19 protein-coding genes, 1 pseudogene and 1 riboswitch are annotated in these 20,135 nt (G+C 34.4%); of the genes and pseudogenes, 2 read left to right on the forward strand and 18 right to left on the reverse strand.

Annotated elements, in window-relative coordinates; genetic code table 11:
- Positions 1–75: 75 nt before the first annotated feature.
- The 8 genes from FHL06_RS00130 to FHL06_RS00165 all read right to left on the reverse strand — a co-directional run bounded on the left by FHL06_RS00130 (position 76) and on the right by FHL06_RS00165 (position 5,621).
- Positions 76–627, reverse strand: coding sequence for an ECF transporter S component (locus tag FHL06_RS00130; protein ID WP_153384229.1), 552 nt, complete (start codon positions 625–627; stop codon positions 76–78).
- A gap of 68 nt (positions 628–695) precedes the next feature.
- A riboswitch (FMN riboswitch) is annotated at positions 696–816 on the reverse strand.
- 93 nt (positions 817–909) lie between these two features.
- On the reverse strand, positions 910–1,629 hold the full coding sequence (locus tag FHL06_RS00135) for a pseudouridine synthase (protein ID WP_153384230.1): 720 nt from the start codon (positions 1,627–1,629) through the stop codon (positions 910–912).
- A complete protein-coding gene (scpB, locus tag FHL06_RS00140) occupies positions 1,616–2,161 on the reverse strand; it encodes an SMC-Scp complex subunit ScpB (protein ID WP_162000260.1) in 546 nt (181 codons plus the stop codon). Before scpB ends, FHL06_RS00135 begins: the two co-directional genes overlap by 14 nt.
- 1 nt (position 2,162) lies before the next feature.
- Positions 2,163–2,885: a segregation and condensation protein A gene (locus FHL06_RS00145; protein WP_153384231.1), complete on the reverse strand. Its 723-nt coding sequence runs from the start codon at positions 2,883–2,885 to the stop codon at positions 2,163–2,165.
- The gene (locus tag FHL06_RS00150) at positions 2,885–3,277 is read right to left on the reverse strand and encodes a RibT protein (protein WP_153384232.1); all 393 of its coding nucleotides are present in this window, start codon (positions 3,275–3,277) and stop codon (positions 2,885–2,887) included. The genes FHL06_RS00145 and FHL06_RS00150 overlap by 1 nt, the downstream gene beginning before the upstream one ends.
- 10 nt (positions 3,278–3,287) lie before the next feature.
- Positions 3,288–4,208, reverse strand: a complete 921-nt coding sequence (gene xerD, locus FHL06_RS00155; protein WP_192917930.1) for a site-specific tyrosine recombinase XerD — start codon at positions 4,206–4,208, stop codon at positions 3,288–3,290.
- 12 nt (positions 4,209–4,220) lie between these two features.
- The gene (locus FHL06_RS00160) at positions 4,221–5,087 is read right to left on the reverse strand and encodes a CvfB family protein (protein ID WP_153384233.1); all 867 of its coding nucleotides are present in this window, start codon (positions 5,085–5,087) and stop codon (positions 4,221–4,223) included.
- A gap of 270 nt (positions 5,088–5,357) precedes the next feature.
- Positions 5,358–5,621 (reverse strand): hypothetical protein, encoded by a 264-nt coding sequence (locus FHL06_RS00165; protein ID WP_153384234.1) that lies wholly within the window; start codon positions 5,619–5,621, stop codon positions 5,358–5,360.
- A gap of 209 nt (positions 5,622–5,830) precedes the next feature.
- On the opposite strand from FHL06_RS00165, the gene FHL06_RS00170 reads away from it, so the two are divergent.
- The gene (locus FHL06_RS00170; protein WP_153384235.1) at positions 5,831–6,952 is read left to right on the forward strand and encodes an NAD(P)-dependent alcohol dehydrogenase; all 1,122 of its coding nucleotides are present in this window, start codon (positions 5,831–5,833) and stop codon (positions 6,950–6,952) included.
- A 197-nt stretch (positions 6,953–7,149) separates the two neighbouring features.
- On the opposite strand, the gene FHL06_RS00175 is transcribed toward FHL06_RS00170, so the two are convergent.
- From FHL06_RS00175 to dnaE, 5 genes and pseudogenes are all read right to left on the reverse strand, one after another.
- A complete protein-coding gene (locus tag FHL06_RS00175) occupies positions 7,150–9,087 on the reverse strand; it encodes a hypothetical protein (RefSeq protein ID WP_153384236.1) in 1,938 nt (645 codons plus the stop codon).
- Positions 9,088–9,448: 361 nt separating this feature from the next.
- Positions 9,449–10,256 (reverse strand): annotated as a pseudogene (locus FHL06_RS00180) (DUF4931 domain-containing protein).
- Positions 10,257–10,380: 124 nt separating this feature from the next.
- Complete coding sequence (gene pyk / locus FHL06_RS00185) at positions 10,381–12,150, reverse strand: pyruvate kinase (RefSeq protein WP_153384237.1); 1,770 nt, start codon at positions 12,148–12,150, stop codon at positions 10,381–10,383.
- A 67-nt stretch (positions 12,151–12,217) separates the two neighbouring features.
- Positions 12,218–13,177, reverse strand: coding sequence for a 6-phosphofructokinase (gene pfkA, locus FHL06_RS00190; protein WP_153384238.1), 960 nt, complete (start codon positions 13,175–13,177; stop codon positions 12,218–12,220).
- A gap of 103 nt (positions 13,178–13,280) precedes the next feature.
- On the reverse strand, positions 13,281–16,601 hold the full coding sequence (gene dnaE, locus FHL06_RS00195; protein WP_153384239.1) for a DNA polymerase III subunit alpha: 3,321 nt from the start codon (positions 16,599–16,601) through the stop codon (positions 13,281–13,283).
- A 93-nt stretch (positions 16,602–16,694) separates the two neighbouring features.
- Here dnaE and FHL06_RS00200 point away from each other — a divergent pair, with 93 nt between their 5' ends.
- Positions 16,695–16,892 (forward strand): YjzD family protein, encoded by a 198-nt coding sequence (locus FHL06_RS00200; RefSeq protein WP_153384240.1) that lies wholly within the window; start codon positions 16,695–16,697, stop codon positions 16,890–16,892.
- Between the two features lie 96 nt (positions 16,893–16,988).
- On the opposite strand, the gene FHL06_RS00205 is transcribed toward FHL06_RS00200, so the two are convergent.
- From FHL06_RS00205 to rnz, 5 genes are all read right to left on the reverse strand, one after another.
- Positions 16,989–17,723, reverse strand: a complete 735-nt coding sequence (locus FHL06_RS00205) for a hypothetical protein (RefSeq protein ID WP_153384241.1) — start codon at positions 17,721–17,723, stop codon at positions 16,989–16,991.
- 65 nt (positions 17,724–17,788) lie between these two features.
- The gene (gene rpmF, locus FHL06_RS00210) at positions 17,789–17,971 is read right to left on the reverse strand and encodes a 50S ribosomal protein L32 (RefSeq protein WP_153384242.1); all 183 of its coding nucleotides are present in this window, start codon (positions 17,969–17,971) and stop codon (positions 17,789–17,791) included.
- Between the two features lie 88 nt (positions 17,972–18,059).
- Positions 18,060–18,380, reverse strand: coding sequence for a lipopolysaccharide assembly protein LapA domain-containing protein (locus tag FHL06_RS00215; RefSeq protein ID WP_153384243.1), 321 nt, complete (start codon positions 18,378–18,380; stop codon positions 18,060–18,062).
- A gap of 13 nt (positions 18,381–18,393) precedes the next feature.
- Positions 18,394–19,191 (reverse strand): SDR family NAD(P)-dependent oxidoreductase, encoded by a 798-nt coding sequence (locus FHL06_RS00220; protein WP_153384244.1) that lies wholly within the window; start codon positions 19,189–19,191, stop codon positions 18,394–18,396.
- Positions 19,192–19,205: 14 nt separating this feature from the next.
- Positions 19,206–20,132 (reverse strand): ribonuclease Z, encoded by a 927-nt coding sequence (rnz, locus tag FHL06_RS00225; protein ID WP_153384245.1) that lies wholly within the window; start codon positions 20,130–20,132, stop codon positions 19,206–19,208.
- Between the last annotated feature and the right edge of the window lie 3 nt (positions 20,133–20,135).

Genomic DNA, 20,135 nt, shown 5'->3' on the forward strand with positions numbered 1-20,135 from the left:
TAATTTCTATCTCTTAAAGCATATCATAAAAGTTTAAACTTTTTCTTTAAAGATTTATAAAATTCTCTTAGGTTATTACTTAATGGCGAAATGTCCTTTGATTCTAGGATATACCAGTAAAATAGCGACCGAGATTATCAATGCCTTAATAATATTAAATGGTACCACACCTGTTGCAACATATTTAGCTAAACTCATGTTAAGTTGCATCCCTACGACATTCATATAAAGCGGCATAACTACAAAATAATTAAGGACTGACATAATAACAGTTAATGAAACAGTTCCCCACAAAATAGCACTGAATTTCTTATCCCTTTTCCAAAAATGATTAAAAGGCAATAAAAGTGCTACAGCACCAACAAAGGCTGCCCCACTACCAACTAAACCAGCAACTCCACTACCAGTGATGATAACGTGCACAACCGACTTAATCAAAGCAATCAAGATGCCTCCAACTGGTCCGAAAGCAAACGTCCCAATCAAAGTAACAACATCACTCAAATCAACTTTTAAAAATGGCAACCAGATCAAAACTGGAAATTCAAAAAACATCAAAATTGTACCTAAAGCTGCTAAAATTCCGACTCCAATAACTTCTTGAAATCTATACATACTTTTTCCCATAAAATCAACCTCTTCCATTGATTCCCAAAGAAAAAAGGACCTATTTTGGGCACACCAAAACAGATCCTATCTGTCTTCTTCCATCTAGACTTTAACTATCGGTACTGGAATTTCACCAATTCGGCCAACTTTCGTTGGGTCGCGGACTTTACCGCCGGTCGGGAATTACGCCCTGCCCTGAAAACCAATTATTTATTTTTATAATCATAATATAGCAAAAACCCTGCTACGTTGCAACTGAAGTACATTTTTAATTGCATACCAATTAAATCTTAAAGTAAATTAATCTTGTTTCTTCAATTCAGCAACTTCTTGACGAGTCAAATCACGATACTTACCTGAAACTAAACCATCAAGCGTCAAGAAACCATAACGTTCACGAGATAATTTTTCAACCTTATGACCAACAGCTTCAAACATATTCTTAACTTGGTGATTATGTCCCTCATGAATCGTAATTCTTACGATAGAAGTATTCTTTTTCTTCTCTTTAGACATGACTTTGACTTTTGCTTTAGCAGTAGTAAAGCCTTTCAATTTGATACCATTTTCTAATTTCTTGATATCTTCTGTTGCTAAAAAGCCTTCGATCTTAGCTACATATGTCTTTTCAACATGATATCTAGGATGCATCAAATGATTAGCAAATTCGCCGTCATTAGTTAAAAGCAATAAGCCTGATGTATCATAGTCCAAACGACCGATTGGATAAACTCTTTCATCCACATCTTCTAGTAGGTCAGTAACGACCTTCCTATCTTTATCATCTTTGACAGCTGAAATTACGCCACGAGGCTTGTACAACAAAATATAACGTTTCTTTTCAGTTTGCAATGGCATCCCGTCAACTTCAACGCGATCACTATGATCAACTTTGACACCCATTTCAGTCACGGTTTTATTGTTGACTTTTACATGTCCTTTAGCAATCAATTCCTCAGACTTACGACGTGAAGCTACACCAGCGTCCGCCATAAATTTTTGTAATCTAACTTTCTCCATTTATATCTCCTATATTTGAATCATCTTCAAAATTTTCTATTTTTGGTAATTCCGAAATACTCTTGATTCCAAAGTAGTCAAAAAACTCATCAGTAACCATGTAAAGATTGGGATGACCAGGAACATTCTTTTTCCCATGCTCTTTAATCAATTTACGCATTAGCAAAGTATTCAAGCTACCTGAACTTTGAACTCCACGAATTTCATCGATTTCAACCCTGGTAATAGGTTGACGATAAGCAACGATAGATAAAATTTCTAAAGCAGCTTGACTTAATTTTGTCCCTAAACCAGCCTTAAAGAAACTTGTTAGCAGTTCACTGAATTCATTTTTAGTGACTAATTTGTACAAGGAATTGTATTCAACTAATTGAATTCCCGAATCTTGATCAGTCAACAATTTTACTTTTAATTCTTCAATGTTTTGTCTTAAAGCGGCACTGTCGATTTCTAAAAGTTGGGCTAAATCCTTTTCTTTAATGCCCTGGTCTCCAGCAACGAACAGTAACGCCATTATCTTTGCTTGATACACATTAATTCCTCAATTCAATAAATAATTCACTCTTAAAATCAGCTTGACTAATGGCTACAATTTGCTTACTAGCCAGTTCCAAAATGGCCATAAAGTCAGTCACAATTTCTTCGACATTATGATTCAATTTTAACAAAGCCTTAAATGTAGTTTTTTTAACTCGATGCAACTCCGTCACGATATTGTTACTAGCATCTTCAATTGATAAAGTTTCATTTGCAATTGTTTCTGTCTCTGGCTGTCGGTTTTTTCTATCACGCAATAATTGTACGTATGTAGCTGCTAAATCGTCTAGAACAACTGAACCCGGTTTTAAAAACTGCCCTATTTTTTGGTCAGTAACACTGACTTCTTTATCAAACTGTTCTTTACGTTGTTGCTCTTTTTCCTCAAAATAAGCAGCTACTCGTTTGTAAGTTTGATAAGTCAATAATTGTGAGACCAATTCATCTCTTGGATCTTCATCCAAGTCTTCTTCGACTTCATCAGGAGCTTGTGGTAAGAGCATCTTACTCTTAATTGACATCAAAGTCGATGCCATAACCAGATAATCGCCAGCAATATCTAGTTGTAGAACTTTCATACTTTTTAAATAATCAATATATTGCGAAGTGATCTGGGCAATTGGAATATCATAAATATCCACTTTTGACTCTTTGATCAAATGCAGTAATAAATCAATTGGACCTTCAAAATCAGTTAAAATCAATTTTAATTTTTGCATTAACTTGTTTCTTCCAAATCTTTATCTTTTTTTAATTTTGACTTATTTTGACGCCATTGGGCCAATTGATCACTCAAATCAAAATTACCCAAAATAACTAATTCTGGGAAACGTTGTTGAATGTCATCAAAAATTTTAAAAATGTTACTTTGTGAACGATAGGATGGATTTAAAGAAATATATTCGATAAAAACAGTTTTGTTAGAAAAAGATAATGCCACAATTCCAGAATAATCTTCAATATTGCTTTTCCAAAGATATAACTGACGATTCTCATCTTCTGAATAGAGCTTTAATTCTTGTTCTAAGTTATTTAAATCTTTTAAATCACTGATATATGACAAAAACCCCATCGCAATTTTTTTATTTTCATCACTATATTTATAAAGCATCCTACTCCTCCTATGCACGCGGAAATGACTTATTATAAACTTGTTTCATATGAGTCTTATTAATATGCGTATAAATTTGTGTAGTTGAAATGTCTGAATGTCCTAATAATTCTTGAACTACCCGTAAATCAGCACCATTCTCTAGAAGATTCGTTGCAAACGAGTGCCTTAAAGTATGTGGAGTAACATCTTTTTCAATACCAACTTGAGCAATATATTTCTTTATCATGCGCCAAATTGACTGACGAGTTAATTTTTTACCTCGAAAATTCAAAAAGACTTCTTTTTGTTGACCATACTTCGTAACTAAATCATTGCGAGTTTCTGAAAAATATTTCTTTAGCCAACTGATGGCAGTATCGCTAATGGGTAACAGACGTTCTTTATTTCCTTTGCCTAAAGTCTTTATCAGTTCCAGATCCAAGTGTAAATCATCCATAGTCAGATTGACCAATTCACTTACACGTAAACCAGTTGCATACATGACTTCAAAAATTGTCCGATCTCTAATACCTAAAGGAATTGTAATATCTGGAGACTCAATCAAAGAATTGACTTCATCCATTGATAAAACTACTGGTAAATGATTGCCCTTTTTAGGTGCGTCCATTTGATTCAGAGGATTACTCTTGATCTTCTCAACTAATTCAAGCCACTGGTAAAATTTTCTAAGTGAAGAAAATATTCGCATCTGCGACGTTTTAGATTTTTTCATTTTATCTTGGTCAGCAAAAAATTGCGTCACGACAAAATGATCTTCAGGATAAAAACTAATTTTTCTATCTTCTAGAAATTTACTAAATTCCAACAAATCTTGTTGATATGAAATAATCGTATTTTGAGATAAACCTCGATCTAATCGTAAATACCGAGCATAATCTGCAATCGTATCGATCATTTCTTGGTTCTTAATTGATAATTTATCACTCATAAATTATCACCTCTATTTTAGATAAGTATAGCCGTCTTTTTGTTCAATTTTACGTTGTTTCATCAAATTGCCTAAAGCACGTTTAAAACTACCTTTACTAATACCAAAATATTCACGAATATCATCTGGATCACTCTTGTCAGTATATGGTATCTTTTTATCGATCGAATGTTCCAAAACTGCAACGATCATTTGAGCGTCAGGTGAAATTTCTTCATAAGCACGAGGTTTCATTGAAAGATTCAAACGACGATGGCTTTCACCAATGACACGGGCTTTGATATGTTGACCAACATGTAAAGGCTCACTTTGTTCATTAACATGGATGAAGCCCATATAATAGCTTTCAGTCATCACAAAGGCACCAGAATCTCTAATAGCAATCACGGTTCCTTCTTCATCTTTATTCATAATTGTTTTGAGTTCGCCAGGACTTCTAGCAATTTGCGTGTAAAGTTCAATATCAGCCAATTTGCCCCATAAACGACCTTTGTGATCAACTTCCAATTTGACCATCAAACTATCGCCCTTTTTAGGCCATTCATTATGTTCAAATGGCAAATCATCTAAAGAAACAACAATATCTTTATCTTCTAGACCCACATTTACAAAAACACCTAAGTCAGTTCTGACATCAGTTACTTCAGCGAAATCCCAAACTCCTTGAGTTACGAAGGGTAAAACGGTCGTCATTTTATTTTTATGCGCTTGATTCTCATAAACAAAGCCAGCAATTTCATCGCCAAGTTCAGGAATTTCAGTTAATTCACTCAAATCTAAGGCAAAAGTATAACCTTCAATTTGCACAAAAGCTTCATCCTTATTTAAATCAGTCACGGTGCCTGCTAGTACTTGACCATACATATCTGTTATTTCCATATTCACCATACTCTTTTATATTCGTTATTTTAGTAACCTTACATTAAAAATACCCTCTTTAACATGATTTTTGAGAGGGTATCAGTTACTTACATATTTAATCTTCTCTATTATATCAGAAAGACAATTCAAGTAATAATAACAGTTCATAAATATTATGTCACTCTAAAAAAAATCCCAATCAATTTGTTCAACAAATCAATTAGGAATTATTTTTTAACATTTTTTACTATTTGTTAAAATATCGGTATTATCATCTTTACCCTTTAACTAATGAACTTCATGAATTCTAAACATAGTATTAAGATAATCTGATTCTTCCGCACCTGTATTATATTTGTCATTCTTACAAGTATCATATCTTCTTGCTGCTGCTAGAACTTCAGCTGTTTGAATTTTGTCAAACGATGATACTCCAGAATTATCTTCATCCGGTGAAATTAGTGCAAACACATTTTCCTTGTTATTATCACGATATAATTTCTTCTTGCCTATCATGGTTATAAACTTAAAATCTTTTTTATTGAATGCCATTCTAAAATCCCCTTTCTTAGCCAGTTATCTATTGTAGTTGCATAAAATTTCAATAACAATCATTTAATACTTTTAATTATTTTTTGTATTACCCAAATTATGATGTATATTACTTTTCTTAAAAATGCAAGATTGATATTTTGATAATTTAGTGAAATAATTTTCATTGTACAAACGGTTTCAAATATTAATGAGAGAAGGATTTTGCTATGAGAATTAAAGCTGCTGTTGTTGATAAAGTTAATGATCCATTCGTTATTAAAGATGACGTTGAATTGGCCGATCTAAAAGATGATGGTCTCCAAGTTAAAGTTGTCGCTTCAGGTATTTGTCATTCTGACGAAGCATTGCGTACCGGTGATGCTGCTTTTAGTTTCCCAGTAGTTCTTGGACATGAGGGATCCGGAATTGTTGAAAAAGTTGGCAAAAATGTTACAAACTTCAAGCCAGGCGATCACATCGTTATGTCATTTTACTCATGCGGGCAATGTGACAACTGTTTGAAAGGCAAACCAACCCAATGTCGTAAGTATGCGGCTTCCAATCTTTCAGGTACTCGCCCTGATGGGTCTGACCATTTCACTGAAGACGGTCACCACGTAAGCGACATGTTCAATCAATCATCATTCACTACTCACACAGTTATTTCACAAAGAAATGCCGTTAAAGTACCTAAGAATCTTGATTTGAGAAAACTTGGACCTCTAGGATGTGGCTACGTTACAGGTAGCGGAACTGTCTTCAATACTCTACAACCAAAACCTGGAGACACAATTGCAGTCTTTGGTACAGGTGCCGTTGGACTTGCTGCTATGATGGCCGGAAAGATTTCTGGCTGTGTCAATGTCATTGCCGTCGATATCGTTGATTCACGTTTGGAATTAGCTAAAAAGTTGGGAGCAACTGACGTTATTAATAGTAAAAATGAAGATGCCGTTGAAGCTATCAAGAAAATCACTGGTGGCTTAGGTGTTGACTGGGCTGTTGATACAACTGGCGTTGCCAAAGTTATGACTGACTCGATTGCTGCTCTAACACAAGGTGGAACTAGTGCTACAATCGCTGTTACACCACAAAATATTGATATTAGTACTTGGAACGACCTCTGCATTGATGACAAAAAAGTTGTTGGTGTCAACATGGGTGATGCTATTCCTCAAGTTGATATTCCTCGTTTGATCAAATTCTATCAAATGGGTGTCTTCCCATTTGATTTGACTGAAAAGTTTTACGACTTTGACCAAATCAACGAAGCCGATGCTGATTTAGTTAGTGGTAAAACTATCAAACCAATCTTGGTTATCGATAAGGATTATCAACCAGAAGCTTAAATTTATAAATTATTATTAATAAAGAGACTCTAATTTCTATTAGGGTCCCTTTTTGTTTGGTTTTGGTTCGATTGTTTTTCACTATGTTTTCGTAAAACATTTATTGATACTAAAGCCACATTCTTTATAATATTTTTATCACGAATGCTTTCTAAGGTTACATAACATTAATTAATAAAAGTTGCATGCAATTAATCTTATATTGAATTAATAATAGACCAATTTAAGGTTGCTTGATAAACTCCACTTGGTTGATTCCCATTTGATAAATTTAATAGCAATCCTTCATTTTTATCCCATTTGATGGATGGTAAAGCCTCATCTTCATTTGATTCATCCACTAATACTTGATGATCAATGGATTGAGGACTTAATCCTGCTCGATAGTACATCATCTTGCCATTCAAAGGTTTGCCCTGTGAATTAGTAAGCTTGCTTACTTGCATTAAATAAACCTTCATTGGTGATTTACTTTGACGACTATCATCAATTTGGACGACGTCATTGGGTGAATTACTGTCTGACGTACGATGAACAATTGTTTTTTTATATGATGGAAAAATATTTTCAAATTTAATATTATTAAAATTTGTCGATATTTTCCCCACTTGGGGATCTATGGTTAATGCTTCACCTTTTACTGAAAATGAATTGTTATTGTCTTCAGTCTGTTGGCCATTAAAAATTGGATAACTATCAAAATGAGTAACTTTGGTATCTTTTGAAACAGTGGTTTCTAATTTAATAAGATGCTTTTCATCCATTTTAAAATTACCTAAATCAATTGTAATTTGCTGATTTTTCCCATCAGCAATAATTGAGTATTGATCACCGGATAATTTTTTCCCATCTATCTCAATTTGATCAACTCCAGTAAATGCCGGTATAGAAAAAGTTAGTGTCGACCCATTAAAATCTTGATACCCTTTATTACTTAAAACAAACTGATAAATTAATTTATCAGTATTAGAAACACCTTTGAGAGTTAAATTAGTATTATGACTATCTGAGTGACTGATATCATCGATAGTATTTTCGATATTAACTTTAGGGTCATATGGGACAGTGACGAATAATTTAGCAATATTAGTTTTATAAACTTTTCCATTAAGACTTAATTGAGCATAATAACTATCGCCAACATTATCACGAGTAACTTTATCAATTACATATTTAAAGGGATTTTTTTGTGTTGCTAACTGAATAGTCCTACCATCCTTAGTAATTCGAAACCAAATCATTTTAATATTTTCCGGCAATGCTTCCCTATTCGTTATTGGTGAATGAATTGCAAAAGTCACTTTATCATCAAGTTTGGCATCCTGGTCATCTAGTCCTCCACCAACAGTTATTGTCTTTTGCGTAAATAATCTCGTTAAATCAGTATTTAAAGCCACACAAAAAATAGTCACTTTTCCTGATTTTCCATTAGGATTAGCAACAATCAGTCCTGAATTTTCGTCAACTTTAGCAATACTTTCATCTGATGACTTCCAATAAAATAAAGCACCATTGTTCTTAGGTTCAGCCGAAGCCGTTGCAACAGCTGTATTTGTTACAATTGGACTAGAAGTATTGTATAAATAATCAGCATCAATATTCATCTTCACAGAAGTGGCATCTAACAAGTTATCAGTGACATTTACTGTCACGACATTTGAATAGTAAGAATATTTATCAATTTTAATTTTCCCAAAAAAATTTCTTTTAACAGAATACGTATCTACTAATTGATATATAATTTTCCCTATCTTGGTAGGACTAACAGTAATAGCAGAGCTATTATTCTTTTTAACTGGTTCCCAACCTAGGTTGCTTTTTTCCATCCAAGTATGAGTAACACTATAATTTGGACCCCATTTAACAAAATTCGATGGTTGTGAATTAGTATTAATTGTAATACTACTTCCAATATCGACATTATATTCTGAATTCGGTTGTGTAACAAATCCGCCTTGAAAGTAACCATCTAGTAGTCCTCCTACAGGATCTGGAGATGGTTTATTGTAATACTTTGGAATCTCTGTTCTCTTTCCTGACCCCAAAACAATTTCACTTTGAAATCCAGTTACTAAAAACGTTAGAAAAATAATTATTGGTAAAATTAAAAGCCAATTCTTTTTCCAATTGCTCATTTTTTCACCTTCTATTGTCTATGCCAGTTATTAGTATAAATTTCAATGTAAATTGCAACCTCTAAAATCAAAAGTCTTTTATTGTTTATTCTTGGTTTCATTTATTATTATTTATTTATTCAATATTGATATTTCATTTATATATTGAACTCTATCTTCACCAATCACCTGATAATACTGAATTTTAAAATTTCATTTTATTTCAAGTTACATATCAATTGAATTTTTTTACGAAGTTATCTCAAAAATCACTCATTGAAAATATCGGCAAATTATCAATGAGTGATTTTTGTAACAATAAAAGCCCAACCAAATCAATGGTTGAGCTTCTTTTAATTTGTTTGTAAAGTTTTGAGCAAAATTATTTTTCCACTTCAATTTCTTTTGACTGAGCATTTTCTTGCAGACGTTCCAATAAAACATCAGCAATTCCTCGAACTTGTTTGTCGCCATCACGTTGAGACAAACGATAGCCAACAAAGTAAGGTGAAACAACATAACGAGCTTCGATTTTACAAATGATCTTTCGACCAACTTTATAGAAAAAGAGATTGTAAGAATCGAACTTGCCGCCATATAAGTCATCAAGGACATATTTAACGGTCACACGAGTAAATTCTGCTAAATCATCAATATATTTAGGGTTATTGATCGTAACATTGAATTCAACGAAGCCCATGATGGGTTTTTCAGAAACATTAACATTGATGTGCTTCGAATTAAAAACATCCATCCCTGTAAAATTCTCTTCTTCAATATGTTTATAGCCATCCACTTTATCTAAACCGATAATTTGCAAATGTGGATGACGCAAAGAACCGCCAGACATTGGACCAAAATTTTTATACATTAAAACACTAGTATATTTTTTACTTTGAATCATCTTATTCCAGCATTCATATGCGTATTCAAAAATTTGCTGATTTTTTTCAACTGAATAATTTGAAATATCTCCAAAATGATCATGTGATTCAATTAGAACAGTTTGATCAGTATCTTTTAGAGTTCTAAACTTATTTTTCAGCCAAATCATATCATCTTTTTGATCGATTTATATTAGTCAAATTTTGCGTATCACAAAACGGACAATAATCTTTTTTCTTCTTAATATCTCTTGGTTTACCTTTTGCTTGTTCAATTTCAAAGACAAGCACATCTTTATTTGACAACTTTTCACCTCAAAATTATTTTCATATTATGATATTAACGCAAACACAAAAAAACTGAAAGAAACTCGTCAGTTTCTCTCAGTTAATTTATTATTCATTAAATTATTAAACTAAATGTTTAAAATTATAGTGAACGTGAAGCACCTTTGTATACAACACCACGTCTTGAATCAACAGTAACAGTGTCACCATCGTTAACAAGGTTTGTAGCATTCTTAGCACCAACAACTACAGGTAGACCCATAGCAATACCAACAACAGCAGCATGTGAAGTTAAACCACCGTTTTCAACAACAACGGCACTAGCTTTTTCAAGAGCTGGTAGGTAATCTTTGTCAGTCATTTCTGTAACAAGGATGTCACCTTCGTTGATCTTCTTGTTTGCTTCTTCAGCATTGTGAGCAACTACAACGTTACCAACAACTGATTCTTCACCAACACCTTGGCCTTTAACCAATGTTGAACCGATCAATTGAATCTTCATAACGTTTGTTGTACCACTTTCACCAACAGGAACACCGGCAACAACAAGAATCAAGTCACCTTCCTTAGCAAGTCCACGTTCTTGAGCTTTCTTAGCAGCAAGATCGAACATTTCATCAGTGTTTTCCGGCTTGTCAGCAATAATAGGATCTACACCCCAGTTAACTGTCAATCCACGTTGTGTAGTTTCGTCAAATGTGATAGCCAAAATGTTAGCACTTGGACGATACTTAGAAATCATACGAGCTGTGTAACCAGACTTAGTAGCTGCAACAATTGTGTTAATGTTCAATTCTTCAGCAGTTCTAACAACTGATTCACCGATTGATTCTGTAACGTTTGAACCTTTGTAATCTTCGAATCTTTGAATAGCAAGTTGGTTCTTCTTGTCTAATTGTTGTTCTGTACGTTCATCGATACGAGCCATAGCAGCAACAGCTTCTACAGGGTAGTCACCGTTAGCACTTTCACCTGAAAGCATTGTAGCATCTGTACCATCAAGAACAGAGTTAGCAACATCAGTAACTTCGGCACGTGTAGGACGTGGGTTTTCTTGCATTGAATCAAGCATTTGTGTAGCTGTGATAACTGGCTTACCAAGTGAGTTACACTTCTTGATCAATGATTTTTGAACGAATGGTACGTTTTCAAATGGAATTTCAACACCCATGTCACCACGAGCAATCATCAAACCATCTGAAACTTTAAGAATAGAATCGATATTGTCGATACCTTCTTGTGATTCGATCTTAGGGAAAATTTGTACGTATTCACAGTGTTTTTCTTCAAGGATTTCACGAATGTCTAAGACATCTTGAGCTTTACGAACGAATGAAGCTGAGATGAAGTTGATACCTTGGTCAAGACCGAAACGAATATCATCTGAATCTTTTTCTGTAATACCAGGTAGACGAACTTCAACACCAGGAGCATTGATACTCTTTCTTGAACCGATCATACCGTCGTTTTGAACAACTGTAACCAATTCACGGTTCTTGTCATCTTTTTCAGTAATCTTCAAGTCAACAAGACCATCATCGATCAATACGTGACCACCAACGTGTGTATCATCGTAAAGACCAGGGTAAGTAGAAGCAATTTTTTCTGGTGTACCTGTCAATGAGTCATCCATTGAAATACGGATTGTTTGACCAATCTTAGCTTCAAACTTGTTACCTTCTTGAACAGTTGTACGAATTTCAGCACCCTTAGTATCAAGAACGATACCTACAGTCTTACCAGTAATTTTTTCTGCTTCGTGAACCATTTCCATACGAGCTTTGTGTTCTGGATGGTCACCGTGTGAGAAGTTGAAACGGAAGATGTTAGCTCCTGCTTCAATCAACTTAACGATTGTATCAACATCGTTACTAGCAGGTCCGAGTGTACTTACAATTTTAGTTCTTTTCATCGAGAATCCCCTTTTCTTGTCTTATTCATCGTTTATTGTAACAAATTACATCATTTCATGCTTGAAATTATCTGCTTAAAGATTCATTCAAATCATAAAGTGATAAATCTGGTTTGTGCTTGCTATCGAATAAATCAAGAATATCATGTGAAGTAATCTTGTTATCTTCGATACCAATTGCAAGACCACCTTTGCCTTCAAGAAGAAGGTCAACAGCCTTAGCACCCATCTTGCTTGCTAAGACACGATCTCTTGCAGTTGGTGAACCACCACGTTGTACGTGTCCTAAGACAGTAGCACGTGTTTGGAAGTCACCATACTTGTCCAATTCATTCATGAAATCTTGAGCATGCATAACTCCCTCGGCCAAGACAATAATCATATTCTTATTGCCTTTTTCACGGCCTTCTGTAACTTTCTTTGCAATTTCTTTAATATCGAAATCACGTTCTGGAACGACAATCTCTTGAGCACCACCGGCAACACCAGCCCAAAGAGCAACGTCACCAGCACCTCGACCCATTACTTCAACAACGAAAGTTCTTTCGTGAGAAGTAGCAGTATCCCTTAACTTGTCAATGGCATCGACAGCAGTTGAAACAGCTGTGTCAAAACCAATTGTAAAGTCAGTATAAGGAATATCATTATCGATAGTTCCTGGTAGCCCAATTGCGTTGTAACCATGTTCAGTCAAACGTAATGCACCGTGGTAAGAACCGTCGCCACCAATAACAACTAGTGCGTCGATTCCAAATTTCTTCAATTGCTCAATACCCTTGAGTTGACCTTCTACGTTAGCAAATTCAGGGTATCTTGCAGAATGCAAGAAAGTACCACCGCGTTGAATACGGTCAGACACGTCAGCAGTTGTTAGTTGAAAGATGTCACCAGCAACCAAACCAGCATATCCATAATTGATACCAAACACTTCAAGCCCCTTGTCAATGGCTCTACGTGTGACTGCTCTAATAGCAGCATTCATACCAGGGGCATCTCCACCACTGGTTAAAATACCAATACGCTTCATTTGTTCACACTCCAAAATTATTTGTTTCTAAAACAAAACCTAATAAAATATAACATTTTTGTTACTTACTTTGTAGAGCTGAAAACGTTTTAAAATAAATAAATCAGTCTTTTTTTACGAAAACATTTCTTTTACCTAAAAAGTTTTCCAGTTTACTTTGCACATTACTATTAAAATCTATCCACCGGTTAGATTTCAAGAGTAAAGCCTGTCTTTTTTTCTCTCGATAAATTATCACCGGCATTTTACCACGTGAACTTTCAATCAATTGATACAATTCTTCAAGTTTTTCTGGATTGTCCATTTGAGGCATTATCCGTAAATATAACTTTTCTTTTGGTAATTTGACTGTATATTGTTTAGGATCCAAAAGACGTTCAGCAATTAATTCTAAATCTCCTCGCTGACCAACGTTGCTGCGACCTACAAAGAGAAAGATTTTACCATCCAGTTCCTCTTTTTCTATTTTTTGAAATAGCTTTGGAAAAACGGTCACAGATATACGGCCAGATTCATCTTCAATCGTCATAAAACACATACGTTGACCCTTTTTAGTCCTAATCACTCGTAAATTTTTAACTAATCCTAAAACATTAACATTGACATTTTGTCTATTACTTAAATCAACAATTTTGACGGTTTGTAAATCTAAAAGACGACTACGATATTTTTCAACCGGATGTCCTGAAACATAGACTCCCAAATATTCCTTTTCTTGATTGAGCTTTTCAGTCAAAGTAAAATCATTAACTTGATGTTTCTTTGGATCTAAGACATCGAATAACGATAAATTTCCACCAGCTAATTGAATGCTTTCAATCAAATCACGGAAATTATAGAGCAATTCTTTACGATTTTGATTGAATTTATCAAACGCCCCAGACAATACCAGTGGTTCTACGTAATCTGTCTTAACGAACCTTCGGTCAATTCGCTGTAAAAAGTTAATTGGACTAGTATATTCGCCATTTTTTTCACGCTGTTGAATAATTTCTGATGCCAAGTCTCGACGCATCCCTTTAATACTCAACAATCCAAAACGAATAGCCTCTTTCGTATCGACAAATTCATATTGGCTCTGATTGATATCGACATTCAAAATTTTTAAATGTGCGTCTTTAGCATCCTGAATATACGTCGTCACCTTAGATTCAGCATTCAAGTTTGAATTTAATAAGCAAGTAAAAAAGACATCTGGGAAATGGACTTTGATATACGCTAGCCAAAAAGCAATCATCGAATAGGCAACTGAATGGGATTTGTTGAATCCATAGTTACCAAACTTTTCGATATACTGATAAACCTTTTGAGCAGAGGCTTCATCATGTCCTTGAGAAACTGCCCCGTTAACGAATTTTTGTCGATTCTCTTCAATTAAAGCTTCATTCTTCTTACTGATAGCCCGACGTAAAATATCGGCATCAGCCAGTGAAAAACCAGCCATTTCAGATGATACTTGCATTACTTGCTCTTGATAAACCAGAACTCCATAAGTGGGTTTGAGAATTTTTTCAAGCGATTGATCAGGATAGACTACCGGTTCTTCACCGTGTTTTCGGGCAATAAAAGTGGAAATATTTTGCATGGGACCTGGGCGATACAAGGCATTAGTGGCCACAATGTCATCAAAACTAGTTGGAACCAATCTGCGCAAGACGCTTCTGATTCCATCTGATTCAAATTGAAAGACACCGTCCGTCGCTCCTAACTGGAAGATTTTTAAAGTCCTTTCATCGTTTAAAGGAATCTTTTCAGGAATGAAAGTTTTACCATATCGTTTGGAAATCTTTTTAATAGCCTCATCCAAAATAGTCAAATTCTTGAGACCTAAAAAGTCCATCTTCAACAATCCAACACTTTCAACATTGTATTTAGTTTGCTGAGTTAAATTGATGCCATCATCTTCTAATTGAACAGCCACAATATCAGTCATGGGCTTTTTACTTAAAACTATCCCTGCAGCATGAGTTGAATAGTGCCGAGGGATTCCTTCAACTCTTTGAGCAACTTTAAATATTAATTGATTTTCACGAGAATTATTAACTAATTCTCTTAAGGAAGCTGATTCATCAAAAGAATCATGCAAACTGATATTAAGTTTTTTAGGAATTGCATTTGACCATTGAGAAATCTGAAATTGCGTTTGACTAAAAGTTCTCGAAATGTCTCTTAAAGCCATCTTCGCTGCCAAGGTTCCAAAGGTAATAATTTGTGCCATATGATCAGAACCATATTTGTCATGCATATACATAACCATCTCATCCCGTCGGTCATCTGGTAAATCTAAATCGATATCAGGCATATTGGCTCTTTGAGGATTTAAAAAACGTTCAAACAAAAGGTCATATTTAATCGGGTCTACTTGAGTAATACCTAGACAATATGACACTAAAGAACCAGCAGCTGAACCACGACCTGGGCCTGTTTTAATACCAACTTCATGTGCATGCTTAATGACATCCCAAACAATCAAAAAGTAGTCTGAGAAGCCCATTTTTTCAATTACACGCAATTCATAATTCAAGCGATCTACATAATTTTGAGCAATATTATTATTGAAACGTTTTTTTAATCCTTTCAAAGCTAAACTATGTAAAAATTGAATCGAAGTTGTTTTATCTGGCGTTTCAAATTTTGGCAATTCAGTTTCCTTAAATTCAATCTCAACGTTACAGGCATCAGCTATTTTTTCAGTATTTTTGACAGCTTGTTGCATGTCGACTTGTAAAAAATCAGCAGTAAATTCATCCGCTTTTTTTAAATAATGATCGCCAGTTTCCACAACTTGTTCTAAACTTTCAAATCTTTGACCAGTTCGTAAATTATTGACGACTTGATAAGCTAAATGGTCATCAGAATTGATATATCTCACATCGCCTAATGCAGTCATCGGCAAATTCTCCATCTGAGCAGTTTGCTTAATATTTTTGACATTATCGATTTGGCCGGAATTTAATCCAACTCCTAAAAAGAAAGCCCCTTTGTCAAATAAGCCAACTATCTTTTTTAAATAGTCTTTGACATCAACTTGTAAAATTTCAGCTCCGCTGCCTGGTGTGATGACAAATAAATTATTTAAGTAATCTTTTAATTCCAAAATATCAAGAGGTTCTTTATTAGACATTATTTTGGAAGATATTTTAATTAAATTCTTATACCCTGCATCATTTTTTGAGAGCAAGATCAATGAATATTTATTAGTTGTATCAATAATTCCAGCAAGTTCAGCAGTTAAACCAATGATTGGCTTGAGGCCAATTTTTTTGGCATATTTATAAAAATCAATCGAACCATACAAATTGTTAATGTCGGTTAAAGCTAATGCTTGATAGCCTCTTTTTTTTGCTTGTTCGATTAGTTCCGTTAATTTAGCGGGACTGTGCAGTAAACTATAACTACTCATCGCTTGTAGTTGTGCTTGCAATTTGTCGCCCCCTTTGGTTAAAATTATATCAAAAGCAAGTGAAAGTTTATTGGGAAAATTATTCTTTTGTGCTAAACTACTTGAGAAAGCGAGATGGAAGAAATGAGATATATTGCTATTATTTTCTGGTCTATCATGCTGGGACAAGTTGCCGGATTCATTGGTGGTGCTTTAAACCAGCAAACTTTTAACATGAGTTATTCAGCAATCGTCAGCGTTGTATTTGCTGTCATTTTTAGTATAATTCCATTGATTCTAGATAGTTCTGTTAAAGACGAAAAAAACGCTTAATTTTATTAGGCGCTTTTTTATTATTTACAATTTATAAAAAAACTGTTAATTCATAAACTGTTAATTCATAATTTGAATTAACAGTTTTTTTGTTGATTAATATTTAGTGATATAAAGATAGAACTCACTTGTAGTCAAATTAATATTAAAATTGATACCCTTTGAAGTTATTTGATCCATCGAAGTCTTAGTAGAACTTTGTCCAGTATTCTTGATTTGTTTCGAAAAGTCTTTCAAAACCTTTTTCCCATCTGCACCTAAAATATTCGATACGACCATCAAATCAGTTGCAAAGTCCTTTTGTCCTGATTTAGACTTCAAATCTTTATATGAAAATTTCGTAGCAATGCCCATCAACTGATTATTTTGGACATTATAGTACCATTTAGTCCCATCATTCTTCTTATGAGTAAAAATCCCATTTTTTGAGATCAACTGTAATTGATCCGTTGGTTGACCTAACGACAACAACGTATAGTTATAACTTTGAGCAAAAGTCAGGTAGTCTGTAAGAGCCTTGGCTTTTTTTACTTTTACTAATTTAGTTTCAGTATCTTTTCCATTTGTAGCTTTGATTCTAACATTTTGATTTGTATTAGAAACTGGTACTGAAATGGCAAAATGTCCTCCATCAACCGCAACTTTCTTAGTTTTTCCAGCAACTGTATAAGTCAATTTTTTATAATCAGTGGCTTTCCCCTTGATTGTTGCTACTAGTCCATTGGCACTATATGACTTTTTAGTCGTAGACAGGCTTAAAGAAGAGCATCCCGTTAGCAATAAAAAGAATAGCGGAATAACCATCAATAACATGTATTTAAGTTTTTTCATAGTTGTTTCCCCATCTAATTTTAAATATGAAAAAAAGCCAAGACTAAATTGACTTGACTTTTTTATTAAGCTTCTTTGTTATCGTCGATAACTTTTTCACCTTTGTACATACCTGATGGTGATACGTGGTGACTCAAACGATATTCACCTGTAGCAACATCGAATTGCATGTTTGGTGTAGCTAATTTAATATGTGCACGTCTTTGACGCTTTCTTTGTTTTGATGATTTTCTCTTTGGAACTGCCATGTTTAAAAACTCCTTTATTTATATTAACCTAATCAAATCTAACGTTTAATATAATACTATCATAAAAACGTTTGAGCAAGCAAATTTACTATTTTGTTTGCTTTTTAGCATTATTTTCCTTTAATGCGTCAGCAATTTGACTGTCATGAGAAACTTTAACATTGGAAATTTGTTTCTTAGCATGACGGTTTAAATCATTATCTTTTTTCTTACCAGTGCCAGCTAGAAGCAACGTAACTAATGCCCCTAAAAGTAACGATACGATGATCAAAATGATCAAAGGTAACTTAACACGCGTGAAGCCAAAGCTGACTGCCACTGGATCTACATTTAATACAGCGAAGATCACTACGATTAAAACAATAACTAATCCGATGACGAATTTCGATTGTTTTCCATTACCATTCATTGTAAAGCTCCCCCTACTTCCGATTTCCAAGTGTTGAAGCAAAATAATCCCCAAGACTTGGAGCTAATTTATAAAGCACTGCTGCTAATTCCATATAGCGAGGACGATTAATCTCACGTTTATTCTTATCAAAAGTATTAACGATTTCCCATGCTAACTTATCCGGATCTAAGACAAAATTTTTGACCGAATCGAGATAAGTACCATTATGATCAGCCACATTGAAGAAATTAGTCTTCACTGGCCCTAGATTAATAGTTGTTACATATACACCCATTGGTCTTAATTCAAGTCTTAGACCATCAGAGAAGGCAATCACGGCTGCTTTTGTAGCTGCATAGGCTGCTGACTTAGGTGTTGTTATCTTACCAGCCATAGAGCCAACATTCAAGATATGTCCTCTGCCATTTTTGATCATTTCAGAAGCCACTAATCTCGTCATCAACATCAAACCGAGAACATTTACTCGAAACATCTTTTCAATCTTATCGAAGTCTGTTTCTAGATAATTAGAAAAGTCTCCAAAACCGGCTGCATTAACTAAATAGTCAATGTCGTCATTAATCTCATAAACGTCTTTAACACCTTGAGTAATTTGTTTTGGATCACTCATGTCAATTGATAAGTACTCATGATGCGCACTTTCAGCACCAACACGAATACATTCATTTTTAACTTGAAGCAATTTTTCTTCATTTCTGGCAATTAGAATTACATTGGCACCACATTTAGCAGCATTAACAGCCACGTCCTTGCCAATTCCAGAAGAGGCTCCAGTAACGATCAGTGTACGATTCAATAAATTAGTCATAACCATCCTCTTTTCTATTTAAATGGTACCTCATACAGGTCAAAATCTTTAGCCACGCGCGTATTCTTAAAAATCTTTTGAGCTTCTTTTTGTAAAATCAAAGCACCTCTACCAGTATATCTAGCAGAAATATGCGTTAAAATCAAACCCTTTGCATGGCATCTTTTCGCAACTTGAGCTGCTTGAGTAGCTGTGGAATGGAAATAGTTATAAGCCATTTGTTTCTCATCATTTGAAAAAGTCGATTCGTGAACGATCACATCAGCATCTTGAGACAACTTATCTATTTCTGGAGTGTATCTCGTATCAGAAATGATTGTCACGATTTTACTTGGCTTATCTGGTCCAATAAAATCTTTACCATTTAAAACTGTTCCATTTTCTAATTCAACAGTTTTCCCAGCTTTTAATTGACCAAAGATTGGTCCATTAGGAATATTATACTTCTTTAAATCATCAACTAACAATTCACCCGTTCGAGGTTTTTCAACAACTCGATAGCCAAAACAAGTAACACGATGCTTCAATTTTCCAGCGTAAACACTAAAGGTCTTATCATTAAAAATCTCGCCTTCATTTTTTAACTCGATATATTTAATTTGATAGCTCAGTTTGCTGCCAGTGACTTTCAAAGATGTTTCTACATATTCTTTAATTCCCACTGGTCCATATATTTCAAGTGGAGAATCGCCGCCTTGATTGGCCCGGCTAGACAACAACCCAGGAAGTCCAAAGATATGGTCGCCGTGTAAATGGGAGATAAATATCTTAGTTATCTTCCTTGGTTTAATTGTTGTTCTCAATATTTGATGCTGTGTAGCCTCGCCAACGTCAAAAAGCCATACTTCGTTTCTTTCATCAAGCATCTTAAGTGCTGTACTTGAAACATTGCGACCTTTCGATGGAACTCCGGCACCAGTTCCTAAAAATTCTAATTCCATAAA

Source organism: Companilactobacillus halodurans (assembly GCF_009600985.1).
In the GTDB taxonomy this organism is placed as follows: Bacteria; Bacillota; Bacilli; order Lactobacillales; family Lactobacillaceae; genus Companilactobacillus; species Companilactobacillus halodurans.

Excerpts from the sequence above, each read along its gene's own strand:
- FHL06_RS00130 (WP_153384229.1), bottom strand. The coding sequence starts at position 627 with ATGGGAAAAAGTATGTATAGATTTCAAGAAGTTATTGGAGTCGGAATT.
- FHL06_RS00135 (WP_153384230.1), bottom strand. The coding sequence starts at position 1,629 with ATGGAGAAAGTTAGATTACAAAAATTTATGGCGGACGCTGGTGTAGCT.
- FHL06_RS00145 (WP_153384231.1), bottom strand. The coding sequence starts at position 2,885 with ATGCAAAAATTAAAATTGATTTTAACTGATTTTGAAGGTCCAATTGAT.
- FHL06_RS00150 (WP_153384232.1), bottom strand. The coding sequence starts at position 3,277 with ATGCTTTATAAATATAGTGATGAAAATAAAAAAATTGCGATGGGGTTT.
- xerD (WP_192917930.1), bottom strand. The coding sequence starts at position 4,208 with ATGAGTGATAAATTATCAATTAAGAACCAAGAAATGATCGATACGATT.
- FHL06_RS00160 (WP_153384233.1), bottom strand. The coding sequence starts at position 5,087 with ATGGAAATAACAGATATGTATGGTCAAGTACTAGCAGGCACCGTGACT.
- FHL06_RS00165 (WP_153384234.1), bottom strand. The coding sequence starts at position 5,621 with ATGGCATTCAATAAAAAAGATTTTAAGTTTATAACCATGATAGGCAAG.
- FHL06_RS00170 (WP_153384235.1), top strand. The coding sequence starts at position 5,831 with ATGAGAATTAAAGCTGCTGTTGTTGATAAAGTTAATGATCCATTCGTT.
- FHL06_RS00175 (WP_153384236.1), bottom strand. The coding sequence starts at position 9,087 with ATGAGCAATTGGAAAAAGAATTGGCTTTTAATTTTACCAATAATTATT.
- pyk (WP_153384237.1), bottom strand. The coding sequence starts at position 12,150 with ATGAAAAGAACTAAAATTGTAAGTACACTCGGACCTGCTAGTAACGAT.
- pfkA (WP_153384238.1), bottom strand. The coding sequence starts at position 13,177 with ATGAAGCGTATTGGTATTTTAACCAGTGGTGGAGATGCCCCTGGTATG.
- FHL06_RS00200 (WP_153384240.1), top strand. The coding sequence starts at position 16,695 with ATGGAAGAAATGAGATATATTGCTATTATTTTCTGGTCTATCATGCTG.
- FHL06_RS00205 (WP_153384241.1), bottom strand. The coding sequence starts at position 17,723 with ATGAAAAAACTTAAATACATGTTATTGATGGTTATTCCGCTATTCTTT.
- rpmF (WP_153384242.1), bottom strand. The coding sequence starts at position 17,971 with ATGGCAGTTCCAAAGAGAAAATCATCAAAACAAAGAAAGCGTCAAAGA.
- FHL06_RS00215 (WP_153384243.1), bottom strand. The coding sequence starts at position 18,380 with ATGAATGGTAATGGAAAACAATCGAAATTCGTCATCGGATTAGTTATT.
- FHL06_RS00220 (WP_153384244.1), bottom strand. The coding sequence starts at position 19,191 with ATGACTAATTTATTGAATCGTACACTGATCGTTACTGGAGCCTCTTCT.
- rnz (WP_153384245.1), bottom strand. The coding sequence starts at position 20,132 with ATGGAATTAGAATTTTTAGGAACTGGTGCCGGAGTTCCATCGAAAGGT.